Origin of the sequence: Blautia marasmi, from assembly GCF_900258535.1 — a bacterium.
In the GTDB taxonomy this organism is placed as follows: Bacteria; Bacillota; Clostridia; order Lachnospirales; family Lachnospiraceae; genus Blautia; species Blautia hominis.
This window is the reverse complement of the sequence record NZ_OIWX01000001.1, coordinates 6,053,253-6,072,570: the sequence shown is the minus strand read 5'-3', so window position 1 is coordinate 6,072,570 and position 19,318 is coordinate 6,053,253. Positions and strand designations below refer to the sequence as shown.

General features: G+C 46.6%; 18 protein-coding genes. 14 read left to right on the top strand and 4 right to left on the bottom strand.

The features are described 5' to 3' along the window. The first annotated feature begins 57 nt into the window (after nucleotides 1–57). On the top strand, nucleotides 58–627 hold the full coding sequence (locus C6P39_RS26825; RefSeq protein ID WP_104805762.1) for a stage II sporulation protein M: 570 nt from the start codon (nucleotides 58–60) through the stop codon (nucleotides 625–627). A 282-nt stretch (nucleotides 628–909) separates the two neighbouring features. Further along, nucleotides 910–1,794 (top strand): site-specific tyrosine recombinase XerD, encoded by an 885-nt coding sequence (gene xerD / locus C6P39_RS26815; RefSeq protein WP_095172481.1) that lies wholly within the window; start codon nucleotides 910–912, stop codon nucleotides 1,792–1,794. A gap of 144 nt (nucleotides 1,795–1,938) precedes the next feature. Here the strand turns inward: xerD and C6P39_RS26810 are convergent, their stop codons facing one another. Beyond that, nucleotides 1,939–2,970 carry a 3-deoxy-7-phosphoheptulonate synthase gene (locus C6P39_RS26810; RefSeq protein ID WP_095172482.1) on the bottom strand — a complete coding sequence of 344 codons (1,032 nt, stop codon included), beginning with the start codon at nucleotides 2,968–2,970 and terminating at the stop codon, nucleotides 1,939–1,941. Between the two features lie 298 nt (nucleotides 2,971–3,268). On the opposite strand from C6P39_RS26810, the gene C6P39_RS26805 reads away from it, so the two are divergent. From C6P39_RS26805 to C6P39_RS26795, 3 genes are read left to right on the top strand one after another with little or no spacing between them, the layout of a single operon-like run. Then, nucleotides 3,269–4,615 carry a C40 family peptidase gene (locus C6P39_RS26805; protein ID WP_158661702.1) on the top strand — a complete coding sequence of 449 codons (1,347 nt, stop codon included), beginning with the start codon at nucleotides 3,269–3,271 and terminating at the stop codon, nucleotides 4,613–4,615. 38 nt (nucleotides 4,616–4,653) lie between these two features. Beyond that, a complete protein-coding gene (locus C6P39_RS26800) occupies nucleotides 4,654–5,013 on the top strand; it encodes a BlaI/MecI/CopY family transcriptional regulator (RefSeq protein ID WP_104805760.1) in 360 nt (119 codons plus the stop codon). 12 nt (nucleotides 5,014–5,025) lie between these two features. Next, a complete protein-coding gene (locus C6P39_RS26795) occupies nucleotides 5,026–6,408 on the top strand; it encodes a M56 family metallopeptidase (RefSeq protein ID WP_104805759.1) in 1,383 nt (460 codons plus the stop codon). 20 nt (nucleotides 6,409–6,428) lie between these two features. On the opposite strand, the gene C6P39_RS26790 is transcribed toward C6P39_RS26795, so the two are convergent. Next, nucleotides 6,429–7,760: a polysaccharide biosynthesis protein gene (locus tag C6P39_RS26790; protein WP_104805758.1), complete on the bottom strand. Its 1,332-nt coding sequence runs from the start codon at nucleotides 7,758–7,760 to the stop codon at nucleotides 6,429–6,431. Nucleotides 7,761–7,972: 212 nt separating this feature from the next. On the opposite strand from C6P39_RS26790, the gene C6P39_RS26785 reads away from it, so the two are divergent. From C6P39_RS26785 to C6P39_RS26765, 5 genes are all read left to right on the top strand, one after another. Further along, nucleotides 7,973–8,428 (top strand): RrF2 family transcriptional regulator, encoded by a 456-nt coding sequence (locus C6P39_RS26785; RefSeq protein ID WP_065541198.1) that lies wholly within the window; start codon nucleotides 7,973–7,975, stop codon nucleotides 8,426–8,428. A gap of 12 nt (nucleotides 8,429–8,440) precedes the next feature. Then, nucleotides 8,441–9,640 carry a cysteine desulfurase NifS gene (nifS, locus tag C6P39_RS26780; RefSeq protein ID WP_095172485.1) on the top strand — a complete coding sequence of 400 codons (1,200 nt, stop codon included), beginning with the start codon at nucleotides 8,441–8,443 and terminating at the stop codon, nucleotides 9,638–9,640. A gap of 39 nt (nucleotides 9,641–9,679) precedes the next feature. Further along, nucleotides 9,680–10,117, top strand: a complete 438-nt coding sequence (nifU, locus tag C6P39_RS26775; protein ID WP_065541200.1) for a Fe-S cluster assembly scaffold protein NifU — start codon at nucleotides 9,680–9,682, stop codon at nucleotides 10,115–10,117. After that, on the top strand, nucleotides 10,117–11,193 hold the full coding sequence (gene mnmA / locus C6P39_RS26770; RefSeq protein ID WP_104805757.1) for a tRNA 2-thiouridine(34) synthase MnmA: 1,077 nt from the start codon (nucleotides 10,117–10,119) through the stop codon (nucleotides 11,191–11,193). The genes nifU and mnmA overlap by 1 nt, the downstream gene beginning before the upstream one ends. 312 nt (nucleotides 11,194–11,505) lie before the next feature. After that, entirely contained in the window at nucleotides 11,506–12,075 is a 570-nt protein-coding gene (locus C6P39_RS26765; protein ID WP_242987228.1) for a GNAT family N-acetyltransferase, read from the top strand. A gap of 105 nt (nucleotides 12,076–12,180) precedes the next feature. Here C6P39_RS26765 and C6P39_RS26760 read toward each other — a convergent pair whose 3' ends face one another. After that, nucleotides 12,181–12,981, bottom strand: coding sequence for a histidinol-phosphatase HisJ family protein (locus tag C6P39_RS26760; RefSeq protein ID WP_104805755.1), 801 nt, complete (start codon nucleotides 12,979–12,981; stop codon nucleotides 12,181–12,183). Between the two features lie 208 nt (nucleotides 12,982–13,189). Between C6P39_RS26760 and gap the strand changes: the two genes are divergently transcribed. From gap to tpiA, 3 genes are all read left to right on the top strand, one after another. After that, nucleotides 13,190–14,209 (top strand): type I glyceraldehyde-3-phosphate dehydrogenase, encoded by a 1,020-nt coding sequence (gene gap, locus C6P39_RS26755; protein ID WP_104805754.1) that lies wholly within the window; start codon nucleotides 13,190–13,192, stop codon nucleotides 14,207–14,209. Nucleotides 14,210–14,611: 402 nt separating this feature from the next. Next, nucleotides 14,612–15,805, top strand: coding sequence for a phosphoglycerate kinase (locus C6P39_RS28090; protein WP_095172489.1), 1,194 nt, complete (start codon nucleotides 14,612–14,614; stop codon nucleotides 15,803–15,805). A gap of 45 nt (nucleotides 15,806–15,850) precedes the next feature. Beyond that, nucleotides 15,851–16,600 carry a triose-phosphate isomerase gene (gene tpiA / locus C6P39_RS28085; protein ID WP_065541205.1) on the top strand — a complete coding sequence of 250 codons (750 nt, stop codon included), beginning with the start codon at nucleotides 15,851–15,853 and terminating at the stop codon, nucleotides 16,598–16,600. Between the two features lie 50 nt (nucleotides 16,601–16,650). Here the strand turns inward: tpiA and C6P39_RS26740 are convergent, their stop codons facing one another. Next, on the bottom strand, nucleotides 16,651–17,571 hold the full coding sequence (locus C6P39_RS26740; RefSeq protein WP_167398053.1) for a radical SAM protein: 921 nt from the start codon (nucleotides 17,569–17,571) through the stop codon (nucleotides 16,651–16,653). 189 nt (nucleotides 17,572–17,760) lie between these two features. Here C6P39_RS26740 and C6P39_RS26735 point away from each other — a divergent pair, with 189 nt between their 5' ends. After that, on the top strand, nucleotides 17,761–19,209 hold the full coding sequence (locus C6P39_RS26735) for a L,D-transpeptidase family protein (protein ID WP_104805752.1): 1,449 nt from the start codon (nucleotides 17,761–17,763) through the stop codon (nucleotides 19,207–19,209). The last annotated feature ends 109 nt before the right edge of the window (nucleotides 19,210–19,318 follow it).

Here is a 19,318-nt window from a genome sequence, read left to right as displayed (position 1 = left end):
AGAAGGAGGTGGGTACTAATTGTGGGGGGAGGGGCATAGAATATATAGGGTGAGATTATGAAAAAATATTTGAATGTGTTTTTCCTTCTGTATTTGGGGGGATTTGTGGTGGGGGTGCTGTGTAGTAATTTTTTGAGGAATTATGCGGGGTATCAGACCAGTCTGCTGGGGGTTTATATGGCGGATCGGGCGGCGGGGAGTGTTTCGGGGAGCGGGATCTTTCTGCGGCTGTTTGAGAGAAGGGGGGGTTGGGTTCTGCTTTATATGATTAGCGGTGTGACACCTTTTGGGATTCCCTTGGTATTGGGAGGGCTGCTTTGGCCGGGTTTCTTGGGCGGGAATCTGATGACGGTGTTTTTGATGGAGTATGGGATTCGGGGGATTGGAGCGGCACTTGCCTGTTTTTTTCCTCAGGGGATTTTTTATGTGCCTTCTGTGCTGCTGTTTTTTTTCTTTATTGTGCAGATGAGCCAGAAGTATTGGGGGAAGGGAATCCGGGTGAGGGCGGATTACAGAGCGTATCTGTTTTTTATGACAGGCATTGGTATCTTATTCCTGCTTGCCCTTTTTATGGAAAGTTATGTAAATCAAAACGTGTTGAGTTTTGTGATTGAGAGGTTTTTATAAAAAATTAACAAAAAATTAACAATTGGAATTTTACCACATCTGGTAGACATAATTAGTGCTTTTTCGATATGTTGTGGAAATGTAAAAAAAGCCTGAAAAACAAGAAAAACTTTGGAAAAATCCGTTTGCTTTTTCTATGGAAGTTGATATATAATTTCATTATGATTTGGAAAGGTGTGGCCTTTTTCATGGAACAGCGGGTTAAATGCTGTGTCATTCCGGGAAAACTTATGGACTTGGAATGCGGAATGAAATAAAAAACTTAACGAGGGATAATCATACATGAAGTGCGAGATTGAAGAGTTTATAGCCTATTTACATAACACCAAAGGCACTTCCAAAAATACAGAAGTATCCTATGAACGGGATTTGCGAAAGATGGAACAGTTTCTGGGGAATGAAGGAGTGGACAGGGTCCAGAATGTGACCGCCACGAATCTGAATTCTTATGAGATGTATCTGGAGCGGGAGAAATTTGCCGCTTCCACTATTTCCAGGAGTATCGCGTCAATGCGTGCTTTTTTTCAGTATTGCTGTCAGCAGGGATTGCTTTTGGAGAATCCGGCAGATATACTGAAGGCGCCTAAGATTGAAAAGAAGATGCCTGGGATTCTTACTGTAGAAGAAGTCGATTTGTTGTTGAACCAGCCAAAGGAAAATACAGCCAAGGGAGTCCGGGATAAAGCAATGCTGGAACTTTTATACGCTACAGGAATCCGGGTGAGCGAGCTGATTGGACTGAAGCTGGAAAATATAAATTTAAAACTGGGATATATCACCTGTGAGGCCAGTGAGAAGGAGAGGGTAATACCTTTTGGAAACGCGGCGAAAAAGGCGGTGAAGGAGTATCTGGAGCAGGCAAGGGAGGAGCTTTTAAGCCATAAAGAAAGCGACTGCCTGTTTGTTAATTGTTCCGGAAAACCCATGAGCAGGCAGGGATTTTGGAAGGTGCTGAAGACATACGCAGCCTCTGCAGGGATTCAGCAGGATATTACACCTCATACACTGCGGCATTCCTTTGCAGCCCACCTGGTGCAGAACGGTGCGGATTTAAAGAGTGTACAGGAGATGCTGGGGCATTCCGATATATCAACAACCCAGATTTATCTGAATATGAATGTGAACAAGATCAGAGATGTGTATCTGAAGGCACATCCGAGAAAATAGAGGACCCGAAAAGAGATGAGTTTTCGGATCCTTTCTTTTTGGGAAAAATTTACAAAAAAGGCATTTGTATCCCTATTTTAAAGTTGGATACAAATGCCTTTTGTTTATGTCCGAAGAACATTTACGGAGCCTGCTTTCTATGGTTTAGCACAGCTCTGCAATGGTATAGAGGAGTTTTTCTGTTTCCTCCCATCCAAGGCAGGGGTCTGTGATGGATTTTCCATAAATATGATCAGGACCGATTTTCTGGCAGCCGGATACCAGATAGCTTTCAAGCATGACACCTTTCACCAGATGGCGGATATCACGGGATACCAGGCGGCTGTGCAGCACTTCTTTTACAATGCGGACCTGCTGTTCGTATTTCTTGCCGGAGTTGGCATGGTTGGCATCAATAATGACAGCCGGATTTTCCAGGTCTCGGTCATTGTACATTTCCAGAAGGAGCTGCAGATCCTCGTAATGGTAGTTGGGAAGCGTGTTGCCGTGTTTGTTCACCGCACCACGCAGAATGGTGTGGGTGAGCGGATTCCCTTCTGTCTTGACTTCCCATCCCCTGGAGATGAAGTCATGGCCCTGCTGTGCTGCAACTACGGAGTTGAGCATAACAGAGAAATCCCCGCTGGTGGGGTTCTTCATACCAACAGGAACATCCAGGCCGCTTACCATAAGACGGTGTTCCTGATTTTCCACAGAACGGGCGCCGATCGCCACATAGGAGAGCAGGTCAGACAGATAGTGATAGTTGTCCGGGTAAAGCATCTCGTCCGCGGAGCTGAGTCCTGTCTCCTGCAGGGAGCGGATATGCATATGGCGGATGGCAAGGATGCCTGCCAGTACGTCCGGTTTTGCCTCCGGGTCCGGCTGGTGGAGCATACCCTTGTAACCCTCTCCCGTAGTACGTGGTTTGTTGGTATAAATACGGGGAACCAGTACCAGGCGGTCTTCTACCTTGTTCTGGATCTTTGCGAGACGGTTGGTATAGTCGCATACAGAATCTTCATTGTCTGCGGAACAGGGGCCAACAATGACAAGAAATTTGTCAGAAGCACCTGTGATGACGTCGCAGATCATTTTGTCTCTTTTAGCTTTTATCTGTTTCAGCTCTTCGGATACCGGGGCCTGTGCCTTGATCTCATCCGGAGAGGGCAGTTGTTTTACGAATTTGAAGCTCATAGTTATCTCCTTTGTTTGACTTTCTAGTTGAATATTATAATACAAAACCTTCCAGTTGTCGACAGTTTTGAATAATTTTTTGCTTTAAAGCGTTTAAGTGGTGAAGATTAGAACTGCAAGGAGTAAAATTCTGTGGACAGGGAGGTGGTGAGAGGAGCAGTTTTGCCAGGCGGAGCTGGAAGAAAAGAAAAATGTTACAGACATATTAAAAAATCTTGACATATTTACTCTATTGTAATAGAATGAAAAAGTATTCTATTGCAGTAGAACGAATAATATGAAAGGGAATAACAGGAATATGAGAAAAAGACTCGTCTGCATTTTATTGGCTCTGACCTTGTGCAGCAGCCAGGTGCTGTCTGTATCGGCGGCCCGGGAAGAGGAGATTCAGGCAGAGAAAGAAGAGAATGCCAGAAAACTCTCGGATGCAAACCAAATGATTGATGATCTGGAATACCGGAAGCAGCAGATGCTCTCTGCCATTGATGAGCTGGATCAAAGGCTTGTCAGGGTCCTTGCGCAGATTGACCTGCTAAAGGAGCAGATCACGGGTAAAGAGACGAAGATAGAGGAGACCCATACCAGGCTTGGAGAGGCAGAAGAAGCAGAACAGAAGCAGTATAAAGCCATGAAAAAGAGAATCCAGTACATATACGAAAAGGGCGGTCAGGCCGCATGGATGCTCTCCATTTTGGAGGCGGAGGATTTATCGGATTTTCTAAACAAAGCGGAATACACGGAGAAACTGTATGACTACGACAGAAAAAGCCTGGAGGAATATGCAGAGACGATCAGGCAGGTTAAGGAATTATCAGACAAGCTGACTGCAGAGAAAGCGGATCTGGAAGAAATGAAAAATGAGCAGGAACTGCAGAAGGCGTCTTTAGAGGCATCTCTGGATGAGAAAAAGGCCGCGGCCGATGACTATGAAACACAGCTTGAGGCAGTGCAGGTCCAGGCATCCCAGTATAAAGTCCTGATAGAAGAGCAGAACCAGGAACTTAGGCGTCTGGAGGAGGCCAGAAAGAAAGAGGCAGAAAAACAGGCGCAGGAGGCAGCAAAATCACAGGCGGCAGAGAACTCCAAAAGCGGCACAGAAGAACAGTTCTCAGGGCCAAAGGTGAAAGATTCTGATACGAACAGCAGTAAAGAAAGCGGGACGGTGTTGAATAAGCCGGATTCATCGGCTGATCAGGACAGTATAGATACGTCTGAAAACACGGAGATGTCTGATGCAGACACTTCCCTGGATACGAAAGAGGATAACACCTCCGAAAGCGGAGGAATCAGCGGTGAGGATGTAGTCAATTATGCACTGCAGTTTGTGGGCAGACGCTATGTGTGGGGTGGTGAGAGCCTGACAGACGGTGTAGACTGCTCCGGATTTACTATGAAGGTATATGAACATTTTGGAATCAGTCTTCCGCACTATACTGGAGATCAGGAGCAGTGCGGCAGAGGGGTATCCTACACGGAGGCACAGCCGGGGGACCTCATCCTCTATTCAGGTCATGTGGCAATCTATATGGGCGGTGGTCAGATTGTACATGCTGCCAACAGCCAGCCTTATCCGAAGGGAGGAATCAAAGTCAGTGACAATGCCGCTTATATGCCAATAGTTGCAGTGAGACGCCTGATAGGTTAAAATAGAGGTAACAAACATATCAGGAAGGAAGCTTTGCCATGACAGTAAAGTTATTTGATTCGGAACTGAAAGTAATGGATTTGCTGTGGGAAAAGGGAGAAATCAGCGCCAGGGAAATTGCTATGTGTCTGAAAGAACAGGTTGGATGGAGCAAGACGACAACATACACGGTGATCAAAAAGTGTATCGACAAGGGCGCCATAGAACGAATAGAACCTAATTTTATCTGCAGACCTTTGGTCACCATTGAGGAGACTAGGGAGTTTGAGACGCAGGAACTGATAGATAAGATGTATGATGGTTCCCCGGATTTGCTGGTTGCATCCATACTGGGAAGCAGAAAGCTGAAACGTGAAGAGATTGAGAGGCTGAAGAAGCTGGTTGAAGATTTAAGGTGAGCGAGGTGTATTATGCACATTGGTATAATGGGTACACAGGCATCTCTGCTGGTTTTGACGGCAGTCTTTCTTAGAATGCTTCTGCTCTACCGTGTTCCTAAGCGCACCTTTGTTTTTTTATGGTGGGCAGCAGCTTTTAGACTTTTGATTCCCTTTTCTGTGGAGACAAGATGGAATATCTACAGTTTATGGCAAAGGACCGGGCGTAGTATCCGGTCCAATGAAATATTATCGGGACATGGAATCGTGGCGGGAGAGGGAACAGGGGTAGTTCAAATGGGGCATGATGTTTTGCAGGCAGCCGCAGCGGGCAAAGCAGGCGGGGCTTCTGTGGGATTTTGTGTTTGGATAGCAGGTGCCGTGGCGATGGCGTGTTTTTTTCTTCTGGCACATATCCGCTTTGTATTACACGCGAAAACTTCCCTGCCGACAGGGAACAAAGAGGTACAATCTTGGCAGAAAAAGCATATATGCAGGCGGCAGGTCCGCATCAGAACCCTGGATACCATCTCTTCCCCCATGACTTATGGTATCCTTCACCCGGTCATTCTTCTGCCCTCCCGATTTCATTTTTTAGATCCGGAAGCTTTGGTCTATGTGCTGGAACATGAGTGGATCCACATCAGAAGAATGGATGTGGGGTTAAAGTACCTTTTGGCAGCAGCCCTTTGTGTGCACTGGATTAATCCTGTGGTATGGATTCTTTTTTTCCTGGCGCAGCGTGACATGGAGCTGGCCTGTGATGAAAAGGTGGTAAAGACCGTTTGGCCGAACCAGAGGGAGAAATACGCCATGCTTCTTCTGGGACTGGAAGAGCGAAGGGAATGGGGGAAGATATCGGGAGTACGGTTTTCTGAAAAATGGATGGCCGGCAGACTGAGAGCTGTCATGAAGGTGAGAAAATGGACCGCCGGCAGTGCCTTTGCGGCAGCCCTTCTCATTGGAGTGCCTGTAGTGCTGTTTTTTACAGGCACCGGTATAAAGGCAGAGGGTTTGGAAGTTCTCCAGAAAGTGGAAGATAAATTTACGCTGGGGGAACAGGCTGCAGTTTATGCCAGATCACTTGTGGGCAAACCATATATGTATAATGGAAAGAATCTTTTAGGCGGAACGGACTGCACGGGATTTGTGAAAGCTGTTTATCAGGAGTTTGGAATATCTCTTCCGGACCATATGAAGGACATGGCCAGACAGGGGCAGGAAGCAGACGGGGAAACACCGGGACCGGGCAGTATTGTATTTTACGGAAAGGATCAAATGCCGGAACACGTGGCGATCAGTTTGGGAGACGGCAAAGTGGTGCATGCCAGCAACGCCAGAGAGGGCGTGAAAATTTCACCGCTCAGGTATAGGAAAATATGTAAAGTGATTGATATCCCATACCGGATAAGATAGTTGTTAAAACAGCGCCGGGTTTATTCGCCCGGCGCTGTTTTCATGTAATCTTTTAAGAAATACAGAGTGAGAAGGGTGATTGCCAGTTCACTGACCAGCAGGCCCCACAGATATCCCAGAATGCCAAATTTGGGAATAATGAAGAATACAAAAAGCAGACGGATGGAAAGGCCAAGCAGATTCTGGGCAAAATATTTTCCTGTCTCCCCCAAACCGTTCAGAATCCCGCTGAGCGTGCTGGAGAGATACAGGCAGGGACAGATAAAAGAGAGCGTCTTGATAAAGGTTCCCGCAAACTCATTTTTAAATAAAAACAGCCCCATAAAATCTCCGGTAAAATAAAAAACAGCTGTGGAGAGAAAGCCCAGAAGCAGGCAGTAACGGGTTGTAGTGAAGATAAGACTCCGTATTTTTTTATAATTTCCCATTGCCTGGTTTTCTGCCACGGAGGGCAGGAGCATGGCTGAGACGGCATTGGTGATGGCAGAAGGGAAAAGTATAAGCGGCAGCGCCATGCCATTCAGTACACCATAGACAGAGAGTGCCGAGGCGCTGTCCATGCCGAAAAGCCGCAGATGGCCGGGTATCAGTACAGATTCCATGCTGTGAAGGATATTGATAAACAGCCTGTTGCCTGTTAGCGGCAGGGACAGGGAAACAATGTCTTTTAAATCTTTTCCGGGCGCATGGATATTGCTGATTTGGTAATGATACTTTCTGTAATCCCAAAGAATAAAAAGCAGGGAAAAAAGCATAGAGACCAGTTCTCCTGCAAAAAGTCCCACAACAGCCAGCATAGGTGTGAGCGGGTGTCCTTCCCCGGTCCATACCAGATAGAGAAGATACGTGGCACTCATGCGGGCGGTCTGTTCCACAAGCTGGGACCATGCGGGGATCCCGGTCTTCTTCCTGGCAATATAATAGCCGTAGGCGCAGGAATGGAAGGTGCCCATAGGAATGGACAGGGAGGAGACGCGCAGCAGATCGGTACACTGCTCCTCCAGCAGGATATGTACGGCAAACCAGGAGGCATGGCGGTACAGCAAAAAGGTGACGGCAAAGGATATTGCCATGGACAGGGAAGTGGCGATCAGAAAAATATCCCGGGCACCCTGTTCATCCTTCAGAGCGACCCTGGCGGCCACGAAGCGGGAGATCGCTGTCTGGATTCCTCCTACTGTCAGTGCAAAACAGAGGGTGTGGATGGGAAAGATAAGCTGGTAGATACCCATCCCCTGTGCACCAATTGTCTGCGACAGGAATATTCTATAGAGAAACCCAAGGATTTTTGTCAGGAAACCGGCCAGAGTCAGGATAAGTGTTCCTTTCAGCAAAATATGTTTGTTATCCATAAGAAGTCCTTTATAGTTACCAGTGCCCCGGCGACGCACAGCTTGCCGAAAGCAACTTTCAAACACGCTCTAGCAGCAGAGAAAGCAACAGTAACTTTTATAGCCTTTTTCACAATATATTCCAAAAAGTATCTTGACAGAACAGGATAAGAATGATATTCTACAGTTAAATCCGAGTAAAACAGTCGGAATTTGAAAAGGATGGTGATGATTTGAAATTATCAACCAAAGGTAGGTACGGCTTGAGAGCCCTGATTGATTTGGCTTTGTACAGTGAATCAGAGGCTGTTTCCATACAGAGCATTGCAACCCGCCAGAATATTTCTGACAGTTATCTGGAACAGCTGGTACGCAAGTTAAAGAGTGCCGGGTTGGTAGTAAGTGTCCGCGGTGCGCAGGGCGGATATAAGCTTGCCAGACCTGCCGGTGAGATTTCCGTAGGGGATGTCCTTCGGGCACTGGAGGGCAGTCTGGATGCCGTTACCTGTAATGGAGGAGAAAAACATAGCTGTCAGGGTGCTGACTTATGTGTCACCCGATATGTATGGCAGCGTATCAATAATAGTATAAAAGAAACTGTAGATTCCATCATGCTGGACCAGCTCGTAGAGGAAAGCCGCATTATGCGGGATAAGGGGCAGATTCAGGTGCAAAAATGTGACAATTAGGAGAGAGGAAATATGAAGACAACAATATATCTGGATAATGCAGCAACAACAAAGACAGCACAGGAGGTTGTAGATGCCATGCTTCCGTATTTCACGGAAAGCTATGGAAATCCATCCAGCATCTATGAGATCGGACAGAGGAGCAAGGAGGCCATCACCAAAGCCAGAGGACAGATCGCAGAAGTGCTGGGTGCAAAAGCAGAAGAGATCTATTTTACCGCAGGCGGCAGCGAAGCAGATAACTGGGCGCTGAAAGCGGCATTTGAGGCATATAAAAATAAAGGAAACCATATTATCACCACAAAGATTGAGCATCACGCCATTCTGCACACCTGTGAATATCTGGAGAAACGTGGTGCAAAGGTGACATATCTGGATGTGGATGAGAACGGTATCGTAAAAATGGATGATCTGTTAAAAGCTATCACACCGGAGACGATCCTGATCTCTATTATGTTTGCCAACAATGAGATTGGTGCCGTCCAGCCGATCAAAGAGATTGGTATGATCGCAAAAGAACACGATATTTTATTCCACACAGATGCGGTACAGGCATTCGGACAGGTTCCAATCGACGTGGATGAGATGAATATCGACATGCTGAGTTCCAGCGGCCATAAGATCAACGGACCAAAGGGGATCGGTTTCCTATATATCCGCAAGGGCGTGAAAATCCGCAGCTTTGTACATGGCGGTGCCCAGGAGCGGAAGAGACGGGCAGGAACAGAGAATGTGCCGGCTATTGTGGGATACGGTGTGGCAGCAGAGCGCGCAGCCAGGACTATGGAGGAGCGCACAAAGAAAGAGATAGAGCTCAGGGATTATTTTATCGGCAGAATTTTAAATGAGATTCCTTATGTACGCCTGAACGGCGATGCAAAGAGGCGTCTGCCAAATAACATTAATGTCAGCTTCCAGTTTATTGAGGGAGAATCCCTTCTGATCATGCTGGATATGAAGGGAATCGCAGCGTCCAGCGGTTCTGCTTGTACCTCAGGTTCCCTGGACCCGTCCCATGTACTGCTTGCCATTGGCCTGCCTCATGAGATCGCCCACGGTTCCCTCAGAATGACCATCAGCGAGGAGACAACAAAGGAAGATCTGGATTACACACTGGATCAGATAAAGGAGATTGTAAACCGTCTGCGTGAACTTTCTCCGCTGTTTGAGGATTTCGTAAAAAAACAGAAACAAAAACAGAGCAGAGCCTGAGAAAATAATAAAACAGACAAATTATGGAGGAAATATATTATGTACAGTGAAAAAGTAATGGACCATTTTCAGAATCCGAGAAATGTGGGAGAGATTGAAGGCGCCAGCGGTGTGGGAACCGTAGGCAATGCCAAGTGCGGAGATATCATGAGAATGTATCTGGATATTGACGAGAACGGCATTATCCACGACTGCAAATTCAAAACCTTCGGCTGCGGCGCCGCAGTGGCAACCAGCAGTATGGCTACAGAACTTGTGAAGGGAAAAACCATTCAGGAAGCCCTGCAGGTGACAAACAAAGCGGTTATGGAAGCCCTGGACGGACTTCCTCCCGTGAAAGTACACTGCTCCCTGCTTGCGGAGGAGGCTATCCACGCAGCTCTCTGGGATTATGCGGAAAAGCATGGGATTAAGATTGAGGGTCTGGATAAGCCCAAGAGTGATATCTCCGAAGAGGAAGTAGAGGAAGAGTATTAATGAAAAAAAAGAAGGTAGTTGTGGGGATGTCCGGCGGTGTGGACTCCTCTGTGGCGGCCTATCTGCTGAAAGAACAGGGATATGATGTGATTGGAGTCACCATGCAGATCTGGCAGGATGAGGACAATGCAGCACAGGAGGAGAACGGCGGCTGCTGCGGTTTAAGCGCAGTGGATGATGCCAGAAGAGTGGCGAATATGCTGGAGATTCCCTACTACGTGATGAATTTTAAGAATGAGTTTAAGGAAAACGTCATTGACTATTTCATCGGGGAATATCTGGACGGCCGGACGCCTAACCCCTGTATTGCCTGCAACCGCTATGTGAAGTGGGAATCCCTGCTGAAAAGGAGTATGGAAATCGGTGCAGACTATATCGCCACAGGCCATTACGCCAAAATCGTGCAGACGGACAGCGGCAGATACTCCCTGAAAATGTCAGATGCCACAGGGAAGGACCAGACATATGCCCTGTACAATCTGACCCAGTTCCAGCTCTCACACACACTGATGCCTGTGGGTGTCTATGAAAAAGATGAAATCAGAAAGATCGCAGAACAGATTGGCCTTCCGGTGGCGAAAAAAAAGGACAGCCAGGAAATCTGCTTTGTGCCGGATAAGGATTACGCCGGGTTTATAGAAGAAAATACGCAGAATAAGATTGAAGAGGGCAATTATGTGCTGGCAGACGGTACGGTGATCGGCCGCCATAAGGGGATTACCCATTATACCATTGGACAGCGGAAAGGCCTGGGCCTTGCAATGGGACATCCTGTCTTTGTGACAGAAATCCGCCCCGAGAGCAATGAGGTGGTGATCGGGGAAAATGAGGATCTGTTTCAAAGAGAGCTTGTCTGTGACAGGATCAATTTTATGTCCATTCACGATCTGCGGGAGGATATGCGTGTTATGGCAAAAATAAGATATAATCACAGAGGTGCTCCCGCTGTCATCCACAGGGAGGATGAGGATAGGATTCGGGTGATCTTTGAGGAACCTCAGAGAGCCGTTACGCCCGGGCAGGCAGTTGTTTTCTATGATGGAGAATATGTTGCCGGGGGCGGTATTATTTTATAATGATCTACATGGGTTACTGTTCACGGACCACTGTACCGGGAGGCGTTTTCATGCCGAAAGCATGAAAATCCCCAGGCAGCCAGCGCGATATGGGGCAGAATGCTCCATATCTGTGTATCGCGAAGCGTTTACTGGACACGGAGTGAGCAGTAACTTACATAGTAAACCTGCCTGGGAAACAGACTTTTTAGCTTTCTGTTTTCCGGGCAGTTTTTAGATTCGTGTCCACAAAGTTTGTAATCAGCTTAATAGGCGGGACATGCTGGGGACGTATCCCATATTTTTTACATGGAGGGAAAGAAAAACTTGAAAGTGAAAGCAGAATTGCTGGACGAGGAGAGAATCCGGTATATATATAAAAGCTATATGAAAAAGGATTTTCCAAGGGCAGAGCTTAAACCGCTGAAAAGTATTTTGATGCTCATAGAGCAGAACAGAGGTGAAGGGTACGGGTTTTATAATGAAAGGGAACTGGCAGGTTACGCATTTTTGATAAAGGCACCATCGGGCAGGGCATATCTCATTGATTATCTGGCTGTGCTGCCGTCCCTGAGAGACAGAGGATATGGCAGCGCGTGTCTTCGGGCACTTCAGGATGTATTTGGGGAGAATCTGGTCATGGTAGAATCTGAAGAACCATCTTTTGCAGCCCGGGAGACGGAAAGACAGGTTCGCAGAAGAAGAATCAGCTTTTATGAAAAGAACGGCTTTTTTGATTCCCGGAATATATGCCGCCTGTTTGGCGTGGAATACAGGATTTTGGGAAAGGCGGACTGTATGGAGGAAGAGCATAGACAAATGCGCTGCAGGGAAGAACTGGACAGTATTTATCGCACTGTGATACCTAAGATCGCATATGGCAGCCAGGTGAAATGGCTGTGATAAAAACAGCACCAGTACAGGCAGCCGCGCAGAACAATACCCTGTGGGAACCGTTGGCGGGCAGGAAAGGCTGCCGGCCTGATGCTTTTTGGGACCGGGATTCTTTTATAAAGGAAGAAATTCCGGTTTTCTGTTTTTAAAAACAGTATAATATTTGAAGCCGCATTCCTTTAAAAGCGCTCCGGCACGTTCAAAATCATAGGCGATATGTTCCGGTGCGTGGGCGTCGGAACCGATGGTCAGGATTTCGCCGCCCAGTTCCCGATAACGGATCAGTATGTTCTCTGTGGGATTGGGGTGGCCCAGGCCGTATTTGAAGCCGGCTGTATTGCACTCCAGACCAATGCCTTTCTGCACCAGCACATGAAGAATCTCGTCCAGGATATCCCTGTATTTTTCGTAGGAGTAGTACAGATTACGGTTGGGGCCATAGCGCACCACATAGTCAATATGACCGCATACATCAAAGCAGGAAAGGACTTTCAGGTTTTCAAGAAGACAGGTAAAGTAACTGCGGTAGGCCTCCTCCTCACTGCGGTTTTCAAAGAATATCCTGTCATAGGGGTCACATCCGTCCGCAACATGTACAGAGCCGATGATAAAGTCAAAGGGAAAGCTGGCGGCAAAGGAGGGCAGTTTTCCGGTCAGATGGGGCTGGAGTCCAAGCTCCATACCGAAATATATCTCTATTTTATCCTCATACTTCTTTTTGAGTTCCATCAGTTTCTTCCGGTAGGCCGGCATATCCACCAGAAAATCAAACTCTCCGGGAGGAAAATCGAAATCCATATGTTCCGTGAAGCAAATGCTGGGCATATTTCTGTGAATAGCCCCAAGGACCATATGTTCCATAGGGGCTTCGCTGTCACTGGAAAATGACGTGTGCATGTGATAATCTGCGTACATAGATGACATCTCCTTTTCTTTTGCTGCCCTAATTATATAGGAAAGAAAGGGAATTGTACATAAAGAGAATGTAAAACTGGTACGATTTTTCATTTTATGCTTGAATTTTTGTCTCAGATTAGGTACAATATCAAATAGGTTGATGTTTCTTTAACAATCTTAATAGAAACCTCACGGAATACAAACACTTTTAGGAGGAATGAATAACATGGCAGTAAAAGTAGCAATCAATGGATTTGGACGTATTGGACGTCTTGCTTTCAGACAGATGTTTGGAGCAGAAGGATTTGAAATCGTAGCGATCAATGATTTAACATCTCCGACAATGTTAGCTCACTTACTGAAATATGACTCTACACAGGGAAGATATGCACTTGGCGATACAGTAACAGCAGGTGAAGACTCCATCACAGTTGATGGAAAAGAGATCAAGATCTACGCAAAAGCAAAAGCTGAAGAACTTCCTTGGGGAGAGATCGGTGTAGATGTAGTTCTGGAATGTACAGGTTTCTATACATCCAAAAGTGCAGCAGAAGCACATATCAAAGCAGGCGCTAAGAAAGTTGTTATCTCCGCTCCGGCTGGAAACGACCTTCCGACCATCGTTTACAATGTAAACCATGAGACACTGACAAAAGATGACAACATCATCTCAGCTGCTTCCTGTACAACAAACTGCCTGGCACCAATGGCAAAAGCATTAAATGACCTGGCTCCGATCAAATCCGGTATCATGTGCACGATCCACGCTTACACAGGTGATCAGATGACACTGGACGGACCGCAGAGAAAAGGTGATTTAAGAAGATCCCGTGCAGCAGCAGTTAATATCGTTCCGAACAGCACAGGTGCTGCAAAAGCTATCGGTCTGGTTATCCCGGAACTGAACGGCAAATTGATCGGATCTGCTCAGCGTGTTCCGACCCCGACAGGTTCTACTACAATTCTGACAGCAGTTGTTGACGGAACTGTAACTGTAGATCAGGTAAATGCAATCATGAAAGAGCAGGCTACAGAGTCCTTCGGATACAACACAGATGAAATCGTATCCAGCGATGTTATCGGTATGAGATATGGTTCTCTGTTTGATGCAACTCAGACAATGGTTATGCCGTTAGACAATGGCACAACAGAAGTACAGGTAATCTCCTGGTATGACAATGAGAATTCTTACACAAGCCAGATGGTAAGAACAATCAAATACTTCGGAAAATTATTAGAGAAATAATCATTAAGAATAAAGATAACCATTCAGCCGGGCCTGCGTATTTACTGAGCAGACCGTGCATAAGAGTGGCGGCAGCAGGTATTCGTTCCATCGCAGAGCGATTTTAACGGGCGGATACTCGTAACTGCTCCATGGATGGAATAGTTATGAATAATGACTCATTAAGGGGTCCGGTCTATTTTGGACCGGGCTTCTTTCGTCCATTCGTGAAATGGGAAGTATTATTTGATAAGAACAAGTAACGATTCAGCAGGTCTGCCCATTTACTGAGCTGGCCGTAAGGAAAACATTCCGCAGCCAGGTAAAATCCCATCACCAAAGGCAATTCTGCATGGATCTTTGTCTGCAGATGTGGGGATACTGAACCGTTACAAGAACAAATATTAAAGGAGGCATCATCCAATGCTCAACAAAAAATCAGTTGATGACATCAACGTAAAAGGTAAAAAAGTTTTAGTCCGCTGTGATTTCAACGTTCCCCTTCAGGATGGTAAGATCACAGATGAAAATCGTCTGGTAGCAGCTCTTCCAACTATCAAGAAGCTGATCGCTGACGGCGGAAAAGTGATCCTGTGTTCTCACCTGGGCAAACCCAAGGGAGAGGCAAAACCGGAATTATCTTTAGCACCTGTTGCAAAGAGAATGTCAGAATTACTGGGACAGGAAGTAAAATTTGCCGCTGACCCGGAAGTAGTCGGACCAAATGCAAAGGCTGCTGTCCAGGCAATGAAAGACGGAGATGTTGTTTTACTGGAAAATACACGTTACCGTGCAGAAGAGACGAAGAACGGAGAGGCATTCAGCAAAGAGCTGGCATCTCTGTGCGATGTATTTGTAAATGATGCATTTGGTACTGCCCACAGAGCACACTGCTCCAATGTTGGTGTGACACAGTTTGTAGATACCGCAGTTGTCGGATATCTGATGCAGAAAGAGATCGACTTCCTGGGAAATGCAGTGGACAATCCTAAGAGACCTTTTGTTGCGATCTTAGGCGGCGCTAAAGTTTCCAGCAAGATTTCTGTTATCAACAACCTGCTTGACAAAGTGGACACCCTGATCATCGGCGGCGGAATGTCCTACACATTCTCAAAGGCTATGGGCGGACACATCGGTACATCTCTCTGTGAGGATGACTATCTGCAGTATGCACTGGATATGATGAAAAAAGCAGAAGAAAAAGGCGTAAAACTTTTACTGCCGGTGGACAACCGTATTGGTGATGACTTCTCAAATGACTGCAACATCCAGGTGGCAAAACGCGGTGAGATTCCGGACGGATGGGAAGGCATGGATATCGGACCTGAGACAGAGAAAATTTTCTGTGAAGCTGTCAAAGATGCCAAGACTGTAGTATGGAACGGACCAATGGGATGTTTTGAGATGCCGAATTTTGCTCATGGAACAGAAGAAGTTGCAAAAGCACTGGCTGATACAGACGCTACCACCATTATCGGCGGCGGTGATTCAGCAGCAGCTGTCAATATCCTGGGATATGGGGACAAGATGACACACATCTCCACAGGAGGCGGTGCTTCCCTGGAATTCCTGGAAGGCAAAGAACTGCCGGGTGTGGCAGCAGCGAACGATAAATAAAATATCCCGCCGCTTGCGGGAAGATAGAAAGAAGAAAATCGGATCATGGCAAGAAGAAAAATTGTTGCTGGTAACTGGAAGATGAACATGACTCCCAGCGAGGCAGTTGAATTAGTAAACACATTAAAACCTCTGGTAGCAAACGAAGAAGTGGACGTAGTATTCTGCGTACCTGCAATTGATATCATCCCGGTCGTGGAGGCTTGCAAAGGCACAAACATCCAGGTTGGCGCTGAGAACATGTACTATGAGGAGAAAGGTGCCTACACAGGCGAGATCGCTCCCAACATGCTCACAGACGCAGGTGTAAAATATGTTGTTTTAGGTCATTCTGAGAGAAGAGAATACTTCGCAGAGACAAATGAGACGGTAAACAAAAAAATGCTGAAAGCATTTGAACACGGAATCACTCCGATCATGTGCTGCGGAGAGACTCTGGAGCAGAGGGAACAGGGTGTGACCATGGACTTTATCCGTCAGCAGGTTAAAGTTGGATTCCAGGGTGTGACAGCAGACCAGGCAAAGACAGCGGTTATCGCTTATGAACCGATCTGGGCTATCGGAACAGGAAAAACAGCTACGACAGAGCAGGCACAGGAAGTTTGTGCAGACATCCGTGCATGTATCGCTGAAGTCTATGACCAGGCAACTGCAGAAGCTATCCGTATCCAGTACGGCGGATCTGTAAATGCTAAGACAGCTCCGGAACTGTTCGCTCAGAACGATATCGACGGCGGTTTGGTAGGCGGCGCTTCCCTGAAACCGGATTTTGGACAGATCGTCAATTATAAATAATCTATTGCAGCATTAGAAAAGCCTTCCCTGTAAAAGGGAGGGCTTTTTTGTCAGGGATGACCCGGGGCCTGGATTCCCTCAAGGTCAAAAGGCGGGGTATATTCCTCTTTGGCACTGCTCTTTTCCTGCATATATCCGTCTGTGAGGCCAAGGCGGATGGCTTCGTTCAGTACACTTTCATATTCATATGTGGTAATTCTGCGGTTGAGCTTTGGATGCTCGCTGCTTTTATAGAAAGGAGTAAACTGGCTCAGCAGGCTGATGAGATAGTGGTCATCCGGAAGCGTTTCCTTTATCCAGTGCAGCAGACGGAGGGAGTCTTTTCGGCTGCCGGGAAGAACCATGTGCCGGATGATGACACCGCTTCTCAAAAGGCCGTCTTTGTCAAAGACGGGTGCACCCTTCTGTTCTATCATAACTTGAATGGCTTTGGAAGCCACGGAAAAATAATCGGCGGCTCCGGAGTAACAAGCGGACAGTTCACTGTCATGATATTTTAGATCCGGCAGATAGATATCCACATAGCCATCCAGAAGCGCTAAGGTTTCCTGTTTTTCATATCCTCCGCAGTTGTAGACAACCGGTATATGAAGACGGCTTTTTACCCGGTCAAGGGCAGGGAGGATGGAGGGCAGATATTGAGTGGGTGTCACCAGATTGATATTGTGGGCCCCGGCATCCTGTAGCTCCAGGAAAATTTCAGACAGTCTGTCCGGAGAGATTTCTTTTCCAAACCCCTGGCTGCTTATGGAATGATTTTGGCAAAAGCAGCAGCGGAGTGTACAGCCTGTGAAAAAAATAGTGCCGCTGCCCTTTGTACCGCTGATACACGGCTCCTCCCAATGGTGCAGGGCAGCTCTGGCAGCCATCAGTTTGTCGGTACATTGACAGTAGCCTCTGCGCAAATGACGGTCAACATGGCAGTTTCTTGGGCAGAGTGAACAATTTTTATATTCGTCCGTCTGGTTCATCAGCGATTTTCCTCCAAACATTTCATTTCTTTACCAAAACTGTTTCGTTTTATTAACATCATAATGAAAATTTCCTAAAATTTCAAGTGTATGCCTGAAACCTCTTCCTTTTTGTCGTATTTTGCGTTAAAATAATCCATGTGAAACTTTTTAGGGGAGAAATGCGTCTAATAATTAAAGGGTGTGAAAATGAGTAAAAAAACAAAAGAAAACAAAAAAACAGAAAAAAAGAATAAGGGAAAAAGCAAGGTTGTCAAAAGAATACTGATAGCATTGCTGATCGTGCTGCTGCTGGCAGTGGTAGGAATTTACTGTGCGGTAGGGTATTATTACCAGGATAAATTCTACAGCGGAACCACCATCAATGGATATGACTGCAGTGAAAAATCGGTGGACTACATCAAGGAGATCATCAAAAAGGAAGCGGAAACTTATGCATTGACCATCAAAGAGCGGGATGACAAGCAGGATGTGGTACAGGCCGCTGACATCAAGCTGACTTATAAGGATGACGGAGAACTGGAACAGCTTTTGAAGGACCAGAATTCCTGGCTGTGGATATTCAGCCTGGCAAAAAATAAGAATTATGAGGTGAGCCTGGATAATTCCTATGATGAGGCAAGTCTGGATACGGTTATCAGCAGCCTGGCCTGTCTCAAGCCGGAAAATATGACAGCGCCGCAGGATGCTTATCTGGAGGATACCGGGGAAGCATATCAGATTGTCCCTGAGGTGGAAGGCAATACCCTGGATCAGGAAAAGACAGTGAAGGTGATCAAGGATGCTGTGAACGGAAGGAAAGGGGAAGTCTCCCTGGAGGAGTCAGGCTGTTATCAGGCGCCTGCTGTACGGCAGGATGACGCGGCTCTGACCCAGGAAAGAGATAAGCTGAATGCATTGACTACCATGCAGATCGTTCTGGATTTCGGTCATGGGCAGGAAACGATCACCAGAGACCTTTTGAAATCCTGGCTGAAGAAAGACGACGCTGGCAATTATTATTTTGACGAGCCTACGGTGAAGCAATATATTATAGACCTTTCCACAGTATACAACACTAAAGGAAAAGCTAGAGACTTTGTTACTACAGGCGGAAGTACGGTTCATCTTACCGGAGGCGACTATGGCTGGCAGTTGTGGCAGGATAAGACCACAGAGTCCCTGATGAACACGCTCAATGCCGGACAGAGTACAACTTTGGAAGTGACCTGGCTGTACAAGGCACAGAAACATGACGGCAATGAGATTGACGGCACTTATGTGGAGATATCCATTTCCCAGCAGCATATGTGGTTCTATAAAAACGGCAGCCTTGTTGTGGATACTCCGGTAGTGACTGGTAATCCAAACACAGGACATGCAACACCGGCAGGAGGTGCCTGGAATCTGAAAGACAAAAAGAGTCCTTTCACCCTTGTGGGGAAAAAGCCGGACGGAAGTATTGATTATGAAGAGCCGGTTACCTATTGGCTGCCATTCAACGGCGGCGTGGGCATCCACGACCTGGTGAAGAGGGATGCGTTCGGCGGTGATATCTATCTGAGCAATGGTTCTCATGGCTGTGTCAACACGCCGATTGATGCGGTACAAATGATTTACAATAATATTGAAGTGAATACACCGATTGTAGTGTATTAGGAAAACAGCCGGAGTTTATATGCTCCGGCTGAAACTATGTCCAGAAATCAGGATTTTGCCTTTATACCCATAAAACAGCAGTGCTGTGACGCGGGAAGGTGTAAACGCG